15 protein-coding genes and 4 tRNA genes are annotated in these 17,494 nt (G+C 72.2%); 9 read left to right on the top strand and 10 right to left on the bottom strand.

What is annotated here, in order from left to right:
- The first annotated feature begins 97 nt into the window (after positions 1–97).
- The 5 genes from J2S42_RS30405 to J2S42_RS30425 all read left to right on the top strand — a co-directional run bounded on the left by J2S42_RS30405 (position 98) and on the right by J2S42_RS30425 (position 2,942).
- A complete protein-coding gene (locus tag J2S42_RS30405) occupies positions 98–2,227 on the top strand; it encodes an ATP-binding protein (protein ID WP_307244612.1) in 2,130 nt (709 codons plus the stop codon).
- 370 nt (positions 2,228–2,597) lie between these two features.
- A tRNA-Leu gene (locus J2S42_RS30410) sits at positions 2,598–2,671 on the top strand.
- A 14-nt stretch (positions 2,672–2,685) separates the two neighbouring features.
- A tRNA-Leu gene (locus tag J2S42_RS30415) sits at positions 2,686–2,760 on the top strand.
- A gap of 13 nt (positions 2,761–2,773) precedes the next feature.
- Positions 2,774–2,855: transfer RNA gene (locus J2S42_RS30420), tRNA-Tyr, on the top strand.
- Between the two features lie 13 nt (positions 2,856–2,868).
- Positions 2,869–2,942: transfer RNA gene (locus tag J2S42_RS30425), tRNA-Cys, on the top strand.
- A 16-nt stretch (positions 2,943–2,958) separates the two neighbouring features.
- On the opposite strand, the gene J2S42_RS30430 is transcribed toward J2S42_RS30425, so the two are convergent.
- A complete protein-coding gene (locus J2S42_RS30430; RefSeq protein WP_307244613.1) occupies positions 2,959–3,477 on the bottom strand; it encodes a YcxB family protein in 519 nt (172 codons plus the stop codon).
- A 114-nt stretch (positions 3,478–3,591) separates the two neighbouring features.
- On the opposite strand from J2S42_RS30430, the gene J2S42_RS30435 reads away from it, so the two are divergent.
- Positions 3,592–4,557 carry a methyltransferase gene (locus tag J2S42_RS30435; protein WP_307244615.1) on the top strand — a complete coding sequence of 322 codons (966 nt, stop codon included), beginning with the start codon at positions 3,592–3,594 and terminating at the stop codon, positions 4,555–4,557.
- Here J2S42_RS30435 and pflA read toward each other — a convergent pair.
- The 3 genes from pflA to J2S42_RS30450 form a co-directional block, all read right to left on the bottom strand.
- Positions 4,550–5,284 carry a pyruvate formate-lyase-activating protein gene (gene pflA / locus J2S42_RS30440; RefSeq protein ID WP_307244617.1) on the bottom strand — a complete coding sequence of 245 codons (735 nt, stop codon included), beginning with the start codon at positions 5,282–5,284 and terminating at the stop codon, positions 4,550–4,552. The genes J2S42_RS30435 and pflA overlap by 8 nt on opposite strands.
- Positions 5,281–7,539: a formate C-acetyltransferase gene (pflB, locus tag J2S42_RS30445; RefSeq protein WP_307244619.1), complete on the bottom strand. Its 2,259-nt coding sequence runs from the start codon at positions 7,537–7,539 to the stop codon at positions 5,281–5,283. Before pflB ends, pflA begins: the two co-directional genes overlap by 4 nt.
- A gap of 106 nt (positions 7,540–7,645) precedes the next feature.
- A complete protein-coding gene (locus J2S42_RS30450) occupies positions 7,646–8,296 on the bottom strand; it encodes an HAD family hydrolase (RefSeq protein ID WP_307244621.1) in 651 nt (216 codons plus the stop codon).
- Between the two features lie 54 nt (positions 8,297–8,350).
- On the opposite strand from J2S42_RS30450, the gene argG reads away from it, so the two are divergent.
- The 3 genes from argG (at position 8,351) to J2S42_RS30465 (ending at position 11,817) form a co-directional block, all read left to right on the top strand.
- Positions 8,351–9,790 carry an argininosuccinate synthase gene (argG, locus tag J2S42_RS30455; RefSeq protein ID WP_307244622.1) on the top strand — a complete coding sequence of 480 codons (1,440 nt, stop codon included), beginning with the start codon at positions 8,351–8,353 and terminating at the stop codon, positions 9,788–9,790.
- Between the two features lie 105 nt (positions 9,791–9,895).
- Positions 9,896–10,438: a SigE family RNA polymerase sigma factor gene (locus tag J2S42_RS30460; RefSeq protein ID WP_307244624.1), complete on the top strand. Its 543-nt coding sequence runs from the start codon at positions 9,896–9,898 to the stop codon at positions 10,436–10,438.
- Positions 10,435–11,817 carry a hypothetical protein gene (locus J2S42_RS30465; RefSeq protein WP_307244627.1) on the top strand — a complete coding sequence of 461 codons (1,383 nt, stop codon included), beginning with the start codon at positions 10,435–10,437 and terminating at the stop codon, positions 11,815–11,817. Before J2S42_RS30460 ends, J2S42_RS30465 begins: the two co-directional genes overlap by 4 nt.
- A gap of 172 nt (positions 11,818–11,989) precedes the next feature.
- Here J2S42_RS30465 and J2S42_RS30470 read toward each other — a convergent pair whose 3' ends face one another.
- From J2S42_RS30470 to J2S42_RS30495, 6 genes are all read right to left on the bottom strand, one after another.
- On the bottom strand, positions 11,990–13,765 hold the full coding sequence (locus J2S42_RS30470; RefSeq protein WP_307244629.1) for a carbohydrate-binding domain-containing protein: 1,776 nt from the start codon (positions 13,763–13,765) through the stop codon (positions 11,990–11,992).
- A 356-nt stretch (positions 13,766–14,121) separates the two neighbouring features.
- Positions 14,122–14,853, bottom strand: a complete 732-nt coding sequence (locus tag J2S42_RS30475) for a polyphosphate polymerase domain-containing protein (RefSeq protein ID WP_307244631.1) — start codon at positions 14,851–14,853, stop codon at positions 14,122–14,124.
- The gene (locus J2S42_RS30480) at positions 14,850–15,419 is read right to left on the bottom strand and encodes a DUF4956 domain-containing protein (protein ID WP_307244632.1); all 570 of its coding nucleotides are present in this window, start codon (positions 15,417–15,419) and stop codon (positions 14,850–14,852) included. Before J2S42_RS30480 ends, J2S42_RS30475 begins: the two co-directional genes overlap by 4 nt.
- Before the next feature lie 131 nt (positions 15,420–15,550).
- Positions 15,551–16,105, bottom strand: a complete 555-nt coding sequence (locus J2S42_RS30485) for a hypothetical protein (protein WP_307244634.1) — start codon at positions 16,103–16,105, stop codon at positions 15,551–15,553.
- Complete coding sequence (locus J2S42_RS30490; protein WP_307244636.1) at positions 16,095–16,556, bottom strand: hypothetical protein; 462 nt, start codon at positions 16,554–16,556, stop codon at positions 16,095–16,097. The genes J2S42_RS30485 and J2S42_RS30490 overlap by 11 nt, the downstream gene beginning before the upstream one ends.
- A 21-nt stretch (positions 16,557–16,577) precedes the next feature.
- Positions 16,578–17,339 (bottom strand): metallophosphoesterase, encoded by a 762-nt coding sequence (locus J2S42_RS30495; RefSeq protein WP_307244638.1) that lies wholly within the window; start codon positions 17,337–17,339, stop codon positions 16,578–16,580.
- Between the last annotated feature and the right edge of the window lie 155 nt (positions 17,340–17,494).

Here is a 17,494-nt window from a genome sequence, read left to right on the forward strand (position 1 = left end):
GAAAGCCGAGTTTTCTGTAACCCCCGGTATGACTTTCGGTAGATTGAACCCGATGGCCGGTCACTCTACGGTATGTCGAGTGAATGCCGTGAGATCAATGAGCGCCCTCCCGATCCGCTCCGTCGCGGACCGGCTGCGCCCGTCGTACCGGGCGGCGTTCCTGGGGCGGCAGCCGGAGATCACGGCGTTCCACGAGCTGCTGCGGCCGGACAGTCCACACGCGCTGCTGATGGTCGAGGGACCGGCCGGGATCGGCAAGACCGCGCTGCTGGCCCGGTTCGCCGACGAGGCGCGCGCGGCCGGCCGGCCGGTGCTGCGCGTCGACGGCCGGGACGGCGACGAGGAACGCGCGGGTACGGCCGGGCCGGGCGCGCCCGTGGTGCTGGTCGACGACGCGGACCGGATCCCGGCGCTGGAGGCGTGGCTGATCGACCGGCTGCTGCCGCGGCTGCCGATGGACGCGCGCGTGGTGCTGGCCGCGCGGCGGTCGCCGGTCACCCGGTGGAGCGCGGACCCGGGCTGGTTCCAGGCGATCCGTCCGCTGCCGCTCGGCCCGCTGAGCCGGATGGACTCGAGTTCGCTGCTGCACCGGTTCGGCGTCGCGCCGCAGCTGCGCCGGGAGATGATCGCGTTCGCCGGTGGGAACCCGTCCGTGCTCGCGCTCGCGGCCCGTACCGTGCAGACGTCCGGCCGGGACGGTGACGGCTGGGTGCCGACGCTGGAGCTGCTGGACCGGGTGGTCGAGGCGTGCGCCGGCCCGTTCCCGTCCGGCACCCACCGGCGTGCGCTGCAGGCCGCCGCGCAGTCCATCGTGATCACCGAGGATCTGCTGCGCGCGGTGGTCGGCGACGAGGCCGCCGCGATGTTCGAGTGGCTGCGTACCCAGTCGTTCATGCACGCGTCGCCGTTCGGCCTGCTCCCGAACGGCGCGGTCCGCGCCTCGGTGGACGCGCAGCTGGCCCGGCGGGACCCGGACGGCCACCGCGCGCTGCACGACCGGATCCGCGACTACCTGTTCGCGCGCGCCCGGGTCGCGGCCGGTGACGCGATCATGCCGGCCATGGTGATGCTCGGCTACCTGCACCGCCGGTTCGGCGCGACCGCGTTCTACGACCGGATCCTCGGCATGCCGACCGGCGCGCCGGAGGACTCGGCCACGGGACCGGCGACCAGCGGCGTGTACGAGGACGCGGTCGACCCGGCCGAACTGCCCGCGCTGCTGGCGCTCAGCGACGAGCCGGAGATGGTGGCGTTCTGGTTCGCCCGGCAGCCGTCCGCGTTCCGGGCGTACCGGCGGGAGGACCCGATCGCGCTGCTGGACATCGCGCGCGCCGGGCCGTTCCACCCGCTGGAGCCGCGGGCCCGGCGCGGCGAGCTGATCGGCTTCTCCGCGCTACTGCGGCTCGGCGTGGAGGACGTGGCCGCGTGCGAGCACGACCCGGTGCTGGCGGCGGCGTGGGCGTACACGCACACGGCCGCGCCGCTGACCGCCGGTGAGGAACTGGACGTGCTCCGATTCGTGGCCCGGCCCGCGACCGGCGCACCGGCGGCCCAGCGCCCGGCCGGTGAACGCCTGGCCGATCCGCTGGAGCGCCGCCGCGCCGCCGCGGTCCAGGACCTCGCGGTCTACCGGGTGCTCGGCCGCGTGGTCCGGGCCGATCATCCGGCGTGGACGTTCCTGGCGACCGCCGACCCGGCGCCGTGGGCCGGCGCGCTGCGCTACTTCGACATGCCGGGCACCGGGCTGACCGTGGCCGGCGGCGGCCGGGACCGGCACCTGTTCGCGCACGACTGGCGCGCGGCGCCGCCGGCGGAGTGGCTGGCCGCGAACTCCCGGCGCCCGGTCGAGGAGCTGCCGCCGCGCGCGGGCACCGGCCTGGCCGTGCTGACCCGAGCCGAGTTCGACACCGAGGTCCGGTCCGCGCTGCGCGCCTGGCGCCGGCCGGAGCGGCTGGCGGACAGCCCGCTGCTGCGCACCGGCCTGGTCCGCGACGCGGACGACCCGGTCGAGGCGCTGCGCCGCACGCTGGCCTCGGCGGTGGAGGCGCTCGGCCGGCAGAGCCGGACCGCGAAACAGCACCGCGTGCTGACCACCACGTTTCTGAGCGGCGCGCCGACCCAGGAGGCGGCGGCACGCCGGCTGGGGCTGCCGTTCAGCACGTACCGACGTCACCTCACGGTCGGCCTGAGCACGCTCTGCGACCGCCTCTGGCTCGGCGCGGACTGACGGCGGCGCGTTCGAATAAATGCTTGCTATTCTCCGCGGCGGGCTATTAACGTATTAACCAGCTTCGGCGAGCCGGAGTGACAGCTGTTTAAGTGACAGCTATTGAAGTGGCAGCTGTTTGAGTGACAAAAGCTGAGGGAGACGGTCATGTCGGGTCAGGTGCTTCGCGCGGCGCGGTCCGCGGTGGCGTTCCCGGCCCGGTCCTGTCCCGCGGCCCTTGGCTGTCTATATCTCTCCCTCCTTGCGCCTCGGGGCGGTTGTCCGAGCTGACCAGCGTCAGCGCGCGACCACGCCGCCCCTCCCGCAACGGGATCGGGCGGTTTTTCTTTGCCCGCCCACATTCACTTTCCGCAATCCTCTATTTCATCATGCCTTCGTATCCCAATTGGTAGAGGAACGGCGTTGAGGGCGCCGGTGTTGCGCGTTCGAATCGCGCCGGAGGCACGTAACAAAAGAGGGCCCGGGTAGCCCAACTGGCAGGAGGCACGCCGTTCAGGGCGGCGACAGTGTGCGTTCGAATCGCACCCCGGGCACGTACCACCCCGCGCGGGCGCGCCGACGCTGGAGAGTCGGGGGCGGCTGTAAACCGTCCGCATCGTCTGAGCAGGTTCGAATCCTGCCGCCCGCACGTACGTCCCCGCGTCCGCATGTCCGAGAGGCCAGGAGCGCGACTGCACATCGCGTCACACCGGTTCGAATCCGGTTGCGGACTCCAGTGCGCCCGCCGCGTGTCAGCGGGTGCGGAAGGGCTCGTCGATGATCATGCCGCGTTCGACGAGGAAGGTCTCCAGGGCCTGTTCCTGTTCGTCGGTGAGCGGCTCGCGCGGTACGTCGAAGGAACGGCCGCCCTCCTCGGCGCGGAAGAAGTACGCGTGCGGGATGCGGACCGCGTAGCGGATGGCGGCCCAGTTCCAGGTGGTGCTGCCGATCGGGGTGGTGGACTCGAGGGCCTCGTCGGTGATCAGCCAGTCGCGCGGCGTGCACCAGGAGGCGGGTACGGTCAGTTCGTCCTGCCAGATGTCGTGGGCGCGGATGCACAGGCCGATGCCGATCAGGATCAGCGCGAGACCGGCCAGCGCCAGCTCGTCCTTGATGCCGGTGGACAGCAGCGCGGTGAGGCCCCAGGCGGTCCCGGCCGGGATCAGCAGTACGCCGCCGAGCAGGCTCGGTGCGGCCGCGGCGCGGCCGGCCTGCGTGCGCTGCTCGCGGAAGTACTCCTGGGGGCGCGCGTACGTGAACTCGATTCGCACCGGTTGATCGTAGGGTGTCGCCCCCACGGGACACTGTGGAGGCGGCACCGGCGCGCGGTCGGCTGGCGGACCGAGTGATTGATCTGATCTGTCTTCGTCGATAGCCTGCCGCGCATGGACGTGGTGACGGCGGAGCGGATCATTCGGGTCGGTCGCGGGTTCGCGCTGGCCAAGGCGCTGTTCGTGGCATCGGAGGCGGGCCTCTTCGAGGCCGTCGGCGCCGGTGCGACGCTGGAGCGGATCGCGGAGCGGGTCGGCATGCCGGAGCGTTCGGTACGGCGGATCTGCCAGCTGCTGGCGGACGGCGGGCTGCTGGCCCACGAGGACGGGCGGTACCGCAACGCGCCGGACGCGGAGGCGTTCCTGTCCGGCCGCGGGCCCGCGGACCTACGGCCGATGCTGCGGTTCTGGGACGTGGTCAGCTATCCGGGGTGGACGGAGGCGGAGCGGGCGTACCGGACCGGCGAGGGCGTCTACCCGCCGCTGTCGCCGATGCAGGTGGAGGCGTACGAGTCGGGCGTGGCCGTGGTCACGGCCGCGGCGGCGGGCGCGCTGGCCACGTCGTACGACTTCGGCGCGCACAAGCGGGTGCTGGACGTCGGCGGCGGGCTCGGCACGTTCTTGCTGCCGATCCTGGCGCGCGCGCCGCACCTGACCGGCGTGCTGGTCGACCTGCCCGAGGTGGCGGAGCTGGCGGCGCGGCGGCTGGCCGGGGAGCCGCGGATCGAGGTGGCCGGTGCGGACGTGCTGACCGATCCGCTGCCGGCCGGGTGCGACGTGATCGTGGTGGCGAACGTGCTGCATCTACTGACCCCGGAGCGCTGCGTGGCGCTGCTCGGCCGGTTGCGCGAGGTGGCCGAGCCGGGCGGTCGGCTGTTGCTGGTCGACTGGTGGCGGGACCCGGTGGAACCGCACCCGGACAGTGTGAGCGGCGCGTCCGAGTTCCTGATGTTCAGCGGCGGCGACACGTACGAGGCGAGCGAGGCGGCGGACTGGCTGACCGGCACCGGATGGCGGCCGCTGGAGGTGCGCGAGGTGCTGCCGCCGACCGGCGTCCTGATCGCGGAGCCGGTCATGTGACGGTCAGCCCGCGGGCGCGGAAGACGTCGCGGGCCGCCTCCACCGCCTCGTGCGCCGGCGGCACCGTGTCACGCAGTGGGAACTCCACGCCGATCGCGTCGTACTTGTGCCGCCCGAGCCGGTGGAACGGCAGCACCTCGACGCGCTCGACCGTGGGCAGCTCCGCGACGAAGTCGGCGATCCCGGCGACGTTCGCCGGCTCGTCGGTCAGGCCGGGGACCAGCACGAACCGTACCCACATGGGCTTGTGCAGGGAGGCCAGCCGGCGGCCGAAGCGCAGCGTCGGCGCGATCTCACCGGTGCCGGTGACCCGGCGGTAGGTGGCCGGGTCCCACGACTTGACGTCCAGCAGCACCAGGTCGACCGCGTCCAGCAGCGTGTCCGAGGCCCGGTCGCCGTAGAAGCCGGAGGTGTCCAGCGCGGTGTGCAGCCCGTGCATCTTGCACGCGTGCAGGAACGCCTCGGTGAACCGGGCCTGCTGCAGCGGCTCGCCGCCGCTGAGCGTCACGCCGCCGCCGCTGACCTCGATGAACCGCTCGTAGCCGCGCAGTACGGCCATCAGCTCGTCCACGGTCATCAGCGTGCCGCTGCGCCGGTACCAGGTGTCGGGGGAGTGGCAGTAGAGGCAGCGCAGCGGGCAGCCGGCCAGGAACGCTACGAACCGGGTGCCGGGCCCGTCCACGCCGATCGACGTGTCGAACGAGTGGACGGACCCCTGGATGTTCACAGCGACCCGTGGAACGTCCGGGAGACCACGTCCTGCTGCTGCTCCCGGGTCAGCCGGACGAAGTTCACCGCGTAGCCGGAGACCCGCACCGTGAGCTGCGGGTACTTCTCCGGGTGCTCCATCGCGTCCTCCAGCGTCGCGCGGTCCAGCACGTTGACGTTCATGTGGAAGCCGCCGGTGCCGGTGTAACCGTCCAGCACGCCGACCAGGTCGGTGATCCGGTCCGCGCGGGTGTGCCCGAGACCGTCCGGCGTGACCGTGCAGGTCAGCGAGATGCCGTCGCGGGCCGAGGCATACGGCAGCTTCGCCACCGAGAGCGCGGCCGCGACCAGGCCGTGCTTGTCCCGGCCGTTCATCGGGTTCGCGCCCGGCGCGAACGGCTGACCGGCGCGGCGGCCGTCCGGGGTGTTGCCGGTGTGCTTGCCGTAGACCACGTTCGACGTGATGGTCAGCACGCTCATCGTCGGCTCCGCGCCCCGGTAGGCCGGCTGCCGCCGGATCCGCGACATGAACTCCTCGACCAGCCAGGTGGCCATCGCGTCGACCCGGTCGTCGTTGTTGCCGAAGCTCGGGTAGTCACCCTCGATCTCGTAGTCCACGGCCAGGCCGGTCTCGTCGCGGATGACGCGGACCGTCGCGTACCGGATCGCGGAGAGGCTGTCCACCGCCACGCTCAGGCCGGCGATGCCGGTGGCCAGGAAACGGTGCACGGGGTAGTCGTGCAGCGCCATCTCCAGCCGCTCGTACGCGTACCGGTCGTGCATGGCGTGGATGACGTTGAGCGCGTCCACATAGGTCTCGGCCAGCCAGTCCAGCGTGTGCTCGTACGCCGCCACCACCTCGCCGAACTCCAGCACGTCCGATTCGACGGGCCTGGTGGCGGGCGCGACCTGCTCGCCGGACATCTCGTCCCGGCCGCCGTTGATCGCGTAGAGCAGCGCCTTCGCCAGGTTCGCCCGCGCGCCGAAGAACTGCATCTGCTTGCCGACCCGCATGCCGGAGACGCAGCAGGCGATCGCGGTGTCCTCGCCGTACTCGGCGCGCAGCGCCTCGTCGTTCTCGTACTGGATCGCGCTGGTGTCCAGCGACACCTGCGCGCAGAACCGCTTGAAACCCTCGGGCAGGGTACGGGACCAGAGCACGGTCAGGTTCGGCTCCGGCGCCGGGCCCAGGTTGTAGAGCGTCTGCAGGTAGCGGAAGCTGGTCCGGGTGACCAGCGGCCGGCCGTCCACGCCCACGCCGCCGATGCTCTCGGTCACCCAGGTCGGGTCGCCGGAGAACAGCGCGTCGTACTCCGGCGTGCGCAGGAACCGGATGATCCGCAGCTTGATCACGAAGTCGTCGACCAGCTCCTGCGCCTCGATCTCGGTCAGGTCACCGGCCGCGATGTCCCGTTGCAGGTAGACGTCGACGAACGTGGCGGTCCGGCCGAGCGACATCGCGGCGCCGTTCTGCTCCTTCGTCGCGGCCAGGTAGGCGAAGTACAGCCACTGGATCGCCTCGCGCCCGTTCGTGGCCGGCCCGGAGATGTCGTACCCGTAGGACGCGGCCATCGCCTTCAGCTCGCGCAGCGCCCTGACCTGCTCGGCCAGCTCCTCCCGGTCGCGGATCACGTGCTCGGTCGAACGCGCCTGGTCCAGCGCGGCCTTCAGCGTGATCCGCTCGGTGATCAGCCGGTCCACGCCGTAGAGCGCGACCCGCCGGTAGTCGCCGATGATCCGGCCGCGGCCGTAGGCGTCCGGCAGGCCGGTGATGATGTGCGAGCGCCGGGCCTTGAGCACCGCCTGCGGGTACGCGTCGAACACCGCGTCGTTGTGCGTCTTGCGGTACTTCCCGAACGTCTCCCGCACGGCCGGGTCCAGCTCGTACCCGTAGGCCTTCAGCCCGTTCTCCACCATCCGCAGGCCGCCGTTCGGCATGATCGCCCGGCGCAGCGGCGCGTCCGTCTGGAGGCCGACGATCAGCTCGTTGTCCCGGTCGATGTACCCGGGCGCGTGACTGGTGATCGTCGACGGCGTGCGCGCGTCCACGTCGTAGACGCCGCGCTCGCGCTCCACCGGGAACATCGCCTGCAGCTTCGCCCAGACGTCCAGCGTCCGGCAGGTCGGGCCGGTGAGGAAGTGCTGGTCTCCCTCGTACGGCGTGTAGTTGTCCCGGATGAACCCGGCCACGTCGACGTCCCGCCGCCAGTCCGAACCGGCGAACCCCCGCCACGCGTCCGCGGTCGACGTCCGCGCCTGCACCTGTGCCGTCATCGCCGGCCTCCCCTCTCACCGTTCCCGCCCAGCGTCGTCCGGCGAGCGGCGCACGGACAGGGCCGGAGGTCCCGGCCGGTCCGGGCCCGAGGGCCGGCCTCGCGGCTCAGGTGATCTTTGTCAGGACGTCGTCGATGGTGGCGTCGGCGGCGCTGGTGAGGAGCAGGTCGGCGGCCGTGAAGCGGGAGCGGTCGGCGTGCGGGTTCGGGATCGCGACGCAGCGCAGGCCGGCCGCGTGGGCCGCGGCGACGCCGTGCGGCGTGTCCTCGAACGCGAGCGCGTCCTCCGGCGGCAGGCCGAGGCGGGCCAGCGCGAGGCGGTAGACGGCCGGGTCGGGTTTGTGCGCGGCCACCTCGTCGCCGGTCGCCACCGTCTCGAAGCGGTCCAGCAGGCCGGCCTGGTTGAGCATCGCGGCCACGTGCGGGCGCGGTGAGCTGCTGGCCACCGCGAGCCGCAGGCCCAGCTCGGCGGCCCGGTCGAGCCAGGCGACCACGCCGGGGGCCGGGGTGAGTGCGGCGTTCAGCGTGAGCCGGTAGGCCTGCCGGCGGCGGTGGCTGCTCTCCCGGTCGAAGCCGGCGCCGACCGCGGCGGCCAGCGCGTCGTAGCGGGGCTCGTTCGCGTCGCCGCCGTGGTCGGCGAAGAAGCCCGCCGGATCCAGTTCGAGACCGTGCTGCCGGTACGCCCAGCGCCAGCTCTCCAGCAGCGTGGTCTCCGTGTCCATCAGCAGTCCGTCGAAGTCGAAGATCAGCGCCCGCATGGAGACGAGTATCCCAGTTGCATGATCATGCGTGTGTCTGCATATACTTTCAACGTGTCCAAGGTGCTTACGTCATTGCCCGCCGGCGAACGTGTCGGCATCGCCTTCTCCGGTGGTCTCGACACCTCCGTGGCGGTCGCGTGGATGCGCGAGAAGGGTGCGGTGCCCTGCACGTACACCGCCGACATCGGTCAGTACGACGAACCCGACATCGCGTCCGTCCCGGGCCGTGCCGGGCAGTACGGTGCGGAGATCGCCCGGCTGGTCGACTGCCGCGCCGCGCTGGTCGAGGAGGGTCTGGCCGCGCTGGCGTGCGGCGCGTTCCACATCCGCAGCGGCGGCCGGGCGTACTTCAACACCACGCCGCTGGGCCGCGCCGTGACCGGCACCATGCTGGTCCGCGCGATGCTCGACGACGGCGTGCAGATCTGGGGCGACGGGTCGACGTTCAAGGGCAACGACATCGAGCGCTTCTACCGGTACGGTCTGCTGGCCAACCCGTCGCTGCGCATCTACAAGCCGTGGCTGGACGCGGCGTTCGTGGAGGAGCTCGGCGGCCGGCACGAGATGTCGGAGTGGTTGCAGGCCCGTGACCTGCCGTACCGGCACAGTACGGAGAAGGCCTACTCCACCGACGCGAACATCTGGGGCGCCACGCACGAGGCGAAGTCGCTGGAGCACCTGGACGTCGGCCTGGAACTGGTCGAGCCGATCATGGGCGTCAAGTTCTGGGACCCGTCCGTGGAGATCCTCCCGGAGGACGTGACGGTCCGGTTCGAGCAGGGCCGGCCGGTCGCGATCAACGGCAAGACGTTCGCGAACGACGTCGACCTGGTGCTGGAGGCGAACGCGGTCGGCGGCCGGCACGGCCTCGGCATGAGCGACCAGATCGAGAACCGGATCATCGAGGCGAAGTCGCGCGGCATCTACGAGGCGCCCGGCATGGCGCTGCTGCACATCGCGTACGAGCGGCTGGTCAACGCGATCCACAACGAGGACACGCTGGCGACGTACCACAACGAGGGCCGCAAGCTGGGCCGGCTGCTCTACGAGGGCCGCTGGCTGGACCCGCAGGCGCTGATGAGCCGCGAGTCGATCCAGCGCTGGGTCGGCGCCGCGATCACCGGTGAGGTCACGCTCCGGCTGCGCCGCGGCGACGACTACTCGATCATCGACACGTCCGGCCCGGAGTTCAGCTACCACCCGGACAAGCTGTCCATGGAGCGCACCGAGAACGCCGCGTTCGGCCCGATCGACCGGATCGGCCAGCTCACCATGCGCAACCTGGACATCGCGGACTCGCGTGCCCGGCTGGAGCAGTACGCGCGGATCGGCATCGTCGGTGGCACTCAGGTGATCGCGGCCCAGCCGTCCACCACCACGCTGATCGGCGCGATGCCGGCCGGTGGCGCCGAGGCCATCGCGGCCAGCCCGACGGTCCCGGCCGAGGACCAGCTGCTCGACGCGGCAGCCATGGAGTTCGGCACCGACTGAGCGGTCTTTCTGACGGAAGCCGGTCGCGGGGGTCCCGCGGCCGGCTTCGTCGTGTTCCGGCTCCCGCTCAACCATCGGCGGGGTACGGAGCGTTTGCGATGTGTGATGTCGATTGATTCGGGTCGAAGACCCCCCGACGACGGATTCCGCGAGTTCGTCCGGGCGCAGTGGGGGCCGCTGACCCGCACCGCCTACCTGCTCACCGGCGACCGCAGCTACGCGGAGGATCTGGTCCAGACCGCGCTGGAGAAGACGCACCGCCGGTGGCGGCGCGTGTCCGCGATGGACGCGCCGGTCGCCTACGTGCGCCGGGTGATGGTCACCACCGCCATCTCCTGGCGGCGGCGCCGCAGCCTCGGCGAGATACCCGCGCAACCGGCCGACCGGGTGCAGACCGGCGACCCGTACCAGCAGGTGGTGGAGCGCGACCACCTGCTCGCCGGACTGCGGGAACTGCCGCCGCGGATGCGCGCGGTCCTGGTGCTGCGCTACTTCGAGGATCTCAGCGAGACGGACATCGCGGCCGCGCTCGGCTGCTCGACCGGCACCGTGAAGAGCCAGGCGTCGCGCGGCCTCCAGCGCCTCCGCGACCGTGCCGGCACCGCCGACGCCGACCTGACCGTCGTCCTGAAGGAGAGCCGGGCATGAACGTCGAGACCATGCTGCGCGACGGGCTGGCCGGCCAGGCCGCCTCGCTGGAGCTGCCCGAGGACCCCTGGCCCGGATTCGCCGGCCGGGAGCGGCGGCACCGCCGTCGCCGTCGCGTTCGCGCCGGTGCCTTCGCCGTGGTGCTGACCGCGCTGGTCGGTCTGCAGTCCGGTGTGCTGCCGATGCCCGGCTGGGTGCCCGGCATCGCGATCGCGGCGACGAACAGCGCGCTGCTGAACAGCCCGCCCCGGGGCACGCTGGCCGGCGACGCCGGCTGGCAGGACGGGATGCGCGCCCTGATCGAGGTCGGCAACGTACCGGGCGAGAACTGGGAGATCACCGACCGGCGCGACATCACGTTCCTCTACGCGTCGGACGTCGGTGACCGGCGGCTCGCGCTGGTGCACGTGCCGCTGCGCCTCGGTTTCCTCACCGACCAGCAGCTCGCCTGGTACACCGGCCCGGCCGGCGCCGCGCCCGCCGAGATGGTGCCCGACAGCTTCAGCCGGGGGGTGGAACAGGCCCGGAGCACCATGTACGCCGCCGCGGACGCGCCTGGTGCCATCGCGGTGGTCGGCCCGGTCGGCTGGACCGCGTCGATCAGCAACGGTCACACGTTCGGCGCGGACGGACGGGTACGGCACGCCCCGCCGGTCACCGGTGCCGTCGGCAGCGGATTCGTCGAGATGGTGGTGCCGCCCACGCCGGTCATGCCGAGCCCGGTCATGACGCTCAGCCGCGGCGACGAGGTGATCACTCTCGACGTCAGCGGCTGGTACGACGGACCGGCCCACGATCCGGACGCCTACCGGGCGGTGGCCGCGGACGCGCTCGGCGACCGGGACTTCGACCCGAACCTGCTCGGCGAATGGATCAGCAACGCGATCGCCGTGCAGGGCCTGGCACTGGACGGACTCCGGGTCGAGGTGCGCTGGACGGGCATGATCGACGGGCAGCCGACGGCGTTGTTCACGGTGCAGCAGCGGCCGGGTGACGGCGTGCTGGCGTTCGCGGTGAGCGCCACCGGCGAGGGTGCGTCGCTGGAGACGCTGCGGCTGCTGCTCCCCGAACAGGGTGCGGCCCAGCGGCCGATCGGGTGGCGCAAGCACACCAGCACCTCCGAGCGCACCGACCGGATGGTCCTGGTCGGGCCGCCCGGCGCGACCACCGTGACCGTGGCCGTGGACGGCGGGACACCGGCCCGGATCACGCTGGACGACACCGGTCGCGGCGAGACGACGGTGCCGCTGGACGCGACATCGGTGCTGCTCGTCGCGTATGCGGCGGACGGCACGGAGATCGCGTCGTCGCCGGTGCCGCCGTTCGAGGGCGGGCCGGGCATCATCGGCGACTCACCGGCGACCCGGGTCGTTCCCTGACCCACGCGGCCGCCGAACGGGTGCCGTCCCGTTCGGCGGAGGCGGGACATGATGCGGCCGCAGCGGCTCTGCGGGGGCAGGAGGGCCGCTGCGGCCGGCGAGGAAGGGCGCCATCCGGGGGAGGATCGCGTGTCCTCTGTGTACCCGCGGCGGCCGGCGGGCAAACCTCCGGTCAGCCTCGGGTCTGGGTGCCGGCGGTGACCGTGGTGACCTGGGTGCCGGAGAGGGTGCCGCCGGTGTAGAGGCCGCCGCCGACCGCGGTGCCGGAGACGGCGCCGCCGGTGCGGATCGCGTAGGTGGTGCCGCGGGTGATCTGCGCGGAGGAGAAGACCACGCTGCGGAACGCCTTCGTGGACTGGAACGCGGCTAGCTGCGTGCCGGACGTGGTGGCCAGGTGCACGATCGTGCCGGCCGCCTGGTTCGCGGAGAACGTGACCTGCACCCATCCCTGGCCGGAGCTCGGCAGCGTGCTGGTGCTGGAGCTGATCCCGGCGGAGAGCAGCACGCCGGCGGTGATGGTGAGCGCGCCGTTCGCGTCCAGGCCGCCCTCTCCGCCGCCGCGGGTCGGTGAGCCGTTGACCACGACCGTGCCGCCGCCGACGGCGAGCGCGCCGTTGGAGTCGAGGCCGTCCGTGCCGCCGCTGACCACCACGGTGCCGCCGGTCACCGAGATCAGCGCGTTCGGGCTGTTCTGCATCTCGCCGGTGGCCGGGTCGGACGCGTTGACGGCGTCGTCGGTGGCGGTCGCGGAGATCGTGCCGCCGGACAGGAAGACCTTCAGGCCCTCGATTCCCTCGTACGACCGGGAGACCGTGACCGTACCGGCGCTGATCCGCACGTCCGTCTCCGCGTGCACGCCGTCGTCGCCGGTCGCGATCGTGGTGGTGCCGCCGTCGACCGTGACGCCGCCGTCCGAGTGCAGGCCGTCGTCGGAGGCGTCGATCGTGGTGCGGCCCTCGCTGATCACGGCGAGTACACCGGCCTTGACGCCCTTGGTGCTGGCGGTGCCGGGCGTGACGGTGCTGCCGCCGCCGGCCTTCGCGGTCACGGTCCCGCCCGTGACGATCACGTCGGTCTCGCCGTTGATCGCGTCGCCGGCGGTGGAGGTGGCGTTGACCGTGCCGGCGCCGACGTAGACGTACCCGCGGGTGGTGTCCTCGTCGTTGTCGGCGGTCACGCCGTCACCGGCGGACGTGGCCGTGATCGTGCCGCCCGCGACGTACACGTAGTCGCGGCCGCGGATGCCGTCGTCCTTCGCGGTCACGGTGATCGTGCCGGAGTCGATGTACAGGCCGTCCTTGCTGGCGATGCCGTCGTACGCGTTGCCGGTCACGGTCAGCGTGCCGGTGCCGGTGATCGTGGTGTCCGCGGCGGAGAACAGCGCGGCGTTCGGCTCGTCCACGCCGCTCGGGTAGCTGTAGACGCTCGCGTCGCTGAGCCGGTTCGTGCTGCCGGCCTGGAGCACCACCATGACCTCGTCCGCGGCGATCACGTTGACGGCCGAGGACGTGCTGTTCGCGACCGTGACGCCGTTCAGGATCAGGCGGACGAGGCCGGTGCCGGGGCTGTTCACCGCGATCTGGCCGTTGGTGAGCGAGCCGGAGAAACGGTACGTCCCGGCCGCCGTGACCGTGATCGTCTGGCCGGAGACCGTGACGTTCGGGCTGGTCGTGGTCGCGCCGGAGCCGGTCAGCGAGACGGCGGCGACGTCCGCCTCGGTCCAGGTGTGGTCGGCCGCGCTGTCGTGGTGCGGCTGGTTCGCGGCGAGCGCGGCCGCGGCGGCCGGACCGGCGGCGAGCACGGCGGCGCCGGCCGCCGCGGTGGCCGGGACGACGGCCGCGTGCGCCGCGGGCTGGGCGACGGTGGCGAGAAGGCCGAGTGCGGCGGCGGTGCCGATCGCGAGCGCGGCGGCGGCCGGCCGGCGTTTGTCGGGTGCGGAGCGTGACATGCGAGGAGTCCTTGTCGTGACGGGTCGGCGCGCTGGCCGATCGGGGTTCCCGCTGGTGGGTGCGGCTGGTCACCGTCCGGACCCGAGGCGGTCCGGCCGGGCGTTGCGTTATGTGGTCGTGCGATCGGGGTCGAGCCGGGGATCGGTCCGGTGCGAGGCTGGCCGGCGTCCTGGCCGGCCGTTGCCCTGCGCCGGCCGCACCCTGTTGCCGGTTTCGGTTCGGCCGGCCACCGGCCGGCTCTGTCCGTGCGCCCACTCGACGTGCAGGGAGGAGCGCCAGCGACGACCGGTGCCCGCGGGAGCAAACGGACTGGAGCCGCCGGAAGCGGGCATATCAGCTTTTGACCGGTCTTTCGTCAGACCGGCTTGAAATGGCGGCGAAGTGTGCGGCGCCAGGGGGCCGACGGCAGGTCCGGTCGCAGTGCGGCCAGGCCGGTCGCGTATTTGGAGATCGAGACCGGGCGGTGGCCGTGTGCCCAGAGCAGCCGGTCGACCGGGCAGGCGCCCGCACCGGTCTTCGTCTCGACGACCGCCACGTGCGGCAGTCGCAGGCCGCGCCCGTCCGTGTCCTCCCAGGTCAGGTCCGTGTCGATGGTCGCCCGTGCGGTCCCGGCCGGGTCGAGCAGCGTGCTCCGGCGGTAGCGGGTGACCAGCGTCGGCGCGAAGCTGGTGGCGTCGCAGTCGCCGAGCACGCCGGTCACGAACGAGGCGCCGGGCGCGACCGTGGCGTGGTCGTCCGGCAGGTACGGGAGGCGGTTCTTGACCGTGCCGCCGCGGCCGCCCTCGGTCTTCACCTCCAGCCAGCAGAGCGCGGACTCCACGTACAGCCGGGTTCTGATCTTGAATCGGTGCCGCCGCCGATGCGCGGTGAGCCGGAAACTGCGCAGGTCAGGCGTGTCGAAATAGACGGACTCGTAGCGGAACACGCGCCCGCCGTCGATCTCCAGCACCCGGGTGCGCGGGTCGAGCCGGGGGAGCAGCGTGCGCACGTCGGCCAGCGGCAGCACGTACTTGCGGTCGACCCGGGTCTGCAGCGCGGCCGTCGCCAGCAGTTCGGCCAGGCCCACCGGTTCCAGCTCCGCGATCATGCGGGCACCTCCACCAGCGTGGTCCGGTGCGAGTAGCGGACCTCGACCACGGTCGTCTCGTTCACCAGGTCGAGCCGTTCCACGGTCGCGGAGTGCACGCGCGCGCCGCCCAGGATCCGCTCCAGGTGGGCGACCAGCGCGGTCTGGTCCGTGATCGCGCCGTCCAGGACCATCACCTGCCGGCGGTACGTACGGAGCAGCCGCGGATGGTCGCCGACGTACATGACCACCAGGATCAGCGCCATCAGCGCCGGCCCGAGCCAGAACGGGCCGCCGCTGAGCGGGCCGAGGATGCCGAGCGCGAGCGCGGAGAAGTAGTACGCCACCTCGTGCTGGTCCAGCTCGGTGGAGCGGAGCCGGATGATCGACAGCACGCCGAACAGCCCGAGCCCGAGGCCCGCGCCGACGCTGCTGGAGCTCAGCGCGCCCGCCACCGCCAGCACGCCGACGTTGACACCGAGGTACGCGACGACCAGGTCGCGGCGCCGGTGGCGGGGGAAGTAGAGCCCGAAGACCAGCAGGTTCACCGCGATCAGGTCGATCGCGAACAACGCGAGCCGGGACATGAGATAGCGTCCTTCCGAGGTTGCCAGCCGGGGTGCGTCAGGTGAACGGCGCCCGACGTGCCGATGACATATTTATCGACACCGATGGCCAGAGTAAGCCTTAATTCGGGCTTTTCAACCTCAGAGTTACCTCAAAGTCCGGGCGTGCAGGCCCGCGACGCCGCGTCGTCCCAGCCGGTGCCCTTCAGCCCGAGCAGCTGCCGGGTCTGCCGCGTCACGCCGTCGTCGGTGGTCACCCAGACGTCCACCGGCACCGGCGCCAGCGGCACGCCCGGGTTGCAGTCGACCACCGCGACCGCCTCCATCGTGGTCGCGACGCCCGGCGCGATCCGCCGTTGCCGCTCGATGCCGGTCAGCGTGATCCCGGTCGCGGCACCCTGGAACGCCCGCACCTCGACCGGCAGCGGTCCCGCGTTGATCAGCAGGACCGGGCCGGTCAGCTGGGTGCGCAGCAGATTGCCGCCGGTGTGCCGCGGCGTCTCGCCGGGCTGGAGCACCAGCGTGACCACGGCGCTCCGCTCCCGGCGCGTGCGGTCGTGCTCCCATCGCGCGCCGAGCACCGCGCCACCGGCTGCGCCGGCTACCAGGACAACGGCCACCAGCGGTACGGACACGCCCGCTCGCCTGCGGTCGGCCCGGTCCTCGTCCGGCGGGCCGATCTCGATGATCCGCGGATCATCCGTCATGGTGTTCGGCTCGGGCGATCTCGTCGAACGCCATGGTCAGATAGTCGCCGAACGGCCGTGTGGCCAGCAGGCTCGCGATCAGCAGCGCACCGTGCCGGGCCTGGGCCGGCGCCTTCGGCGGCGCGTCGTCACCCTCCGGGTCGTAGACGCCGAGCGCACCGGCCAGCAGCACCAGCACCACCTGCGGATCCACGTCGTCCTGCCAGGCCATCGCGTCCCGCACGCAGGCGGCCAGCACCGCGCGGACGTCGTCGCTGTCCACGCCGTCCTGATGCGACTCCTCGACCAGCATGCGCACCACCGCGCCGAGCACCCGCCCGGTCCGCTCCTGGTCCTGCGCGGCCAGCGCCTCCACCGCGGCGCCGAACGCCTCGGCGTCCCGCGCCCGCGCGGCCTCCACCGCGTCGGTGGCGGGGACGGCGATCGCGCGGGCGGTGGCGGGAAGCTTCATGCCCCGGAGCGTAGTACGTCGCTACACCAGCACCGTCGCGTTGCGCAGATAGAGCGGAGACCAGGCCGGCGCGCCCGCCGTACCGTGCCGCGGGTCCACGCCGATGAACGGCATCCGCTTGATCATCGTGGTGGTGTGCCGCGCGTCCCGGTCCACCGTGGTCCGCTGCCGCAGCCGTTCGGCGCAGCGCCATTCCCCGCTCGTGAAGTCGACGATCGTGTCGTGCCCGTGCACCTGGCCGAACGGCGGGAAGTCGGTGCCGGTCAGCCACCCGTGGTAGAGATCCGGGCCGGACTCCGCCCAGAGCGGACCGCGGAGGCTGCGCAGGAGATCGTCGGGGCGGGTGTTGAGCAACTCGGCCGCGGTACTCGCGGTCACCGGCTCACCGAGCGCGCGCCAGGACTCGACGGTGAGGCCGGCGTGGGTGACGAGCAGGTCGTCGCCCTGGGCGGTGCGGACCGCCGCGGCGACGCGCATGCGGTCGCGGAGCCACCAGCCGGCGATGAGGCCGGCGTCCGCGTCGGCGAGCGGGTCGGGCCAGAACGGGGCGCTCAGGCCGGCGTAGGGGGCCTCGTGGTTGCCGATGAGCTGGATCCAGCGGGCGGGGGCGGCGTGCAGGCGCTCGGCGACCAGCTTGAGGACGCCGGCGCTGTCCGGGCCGCGGTCCACCAGGTCACCGACCTGGATGACGGTGATCTCCGGATCCTCTGTCAGCGCGGGAAGTACGGCGGCCAGCTGATCAGCACATCCACCCACATCCCCTACGATCACCACGGTCGACATCCGCCAAAGGTACCCACCCGGCCCGGTTACGGGTTTCATGGTCCGCTTTCGAGGGACAGGACGTCACCCCCCCGGCGCCGAATATGCCGGACAGGGCGACCCGGCGAAGAAAGAATGCCGCGCTGTGGGGCGCTATTTCGGATGGCCCGTTTCCC

Origin of the sequence: Catenuloplanes indicus, from assembly GCF_030813715.1 — a bacterium.
GTDB lineage: Bacteria > Actinomycetota > Actinomycetes > Mycobacteriales > Micromonosporaceae > Catenuloplanes > Catenuloplanes indicus.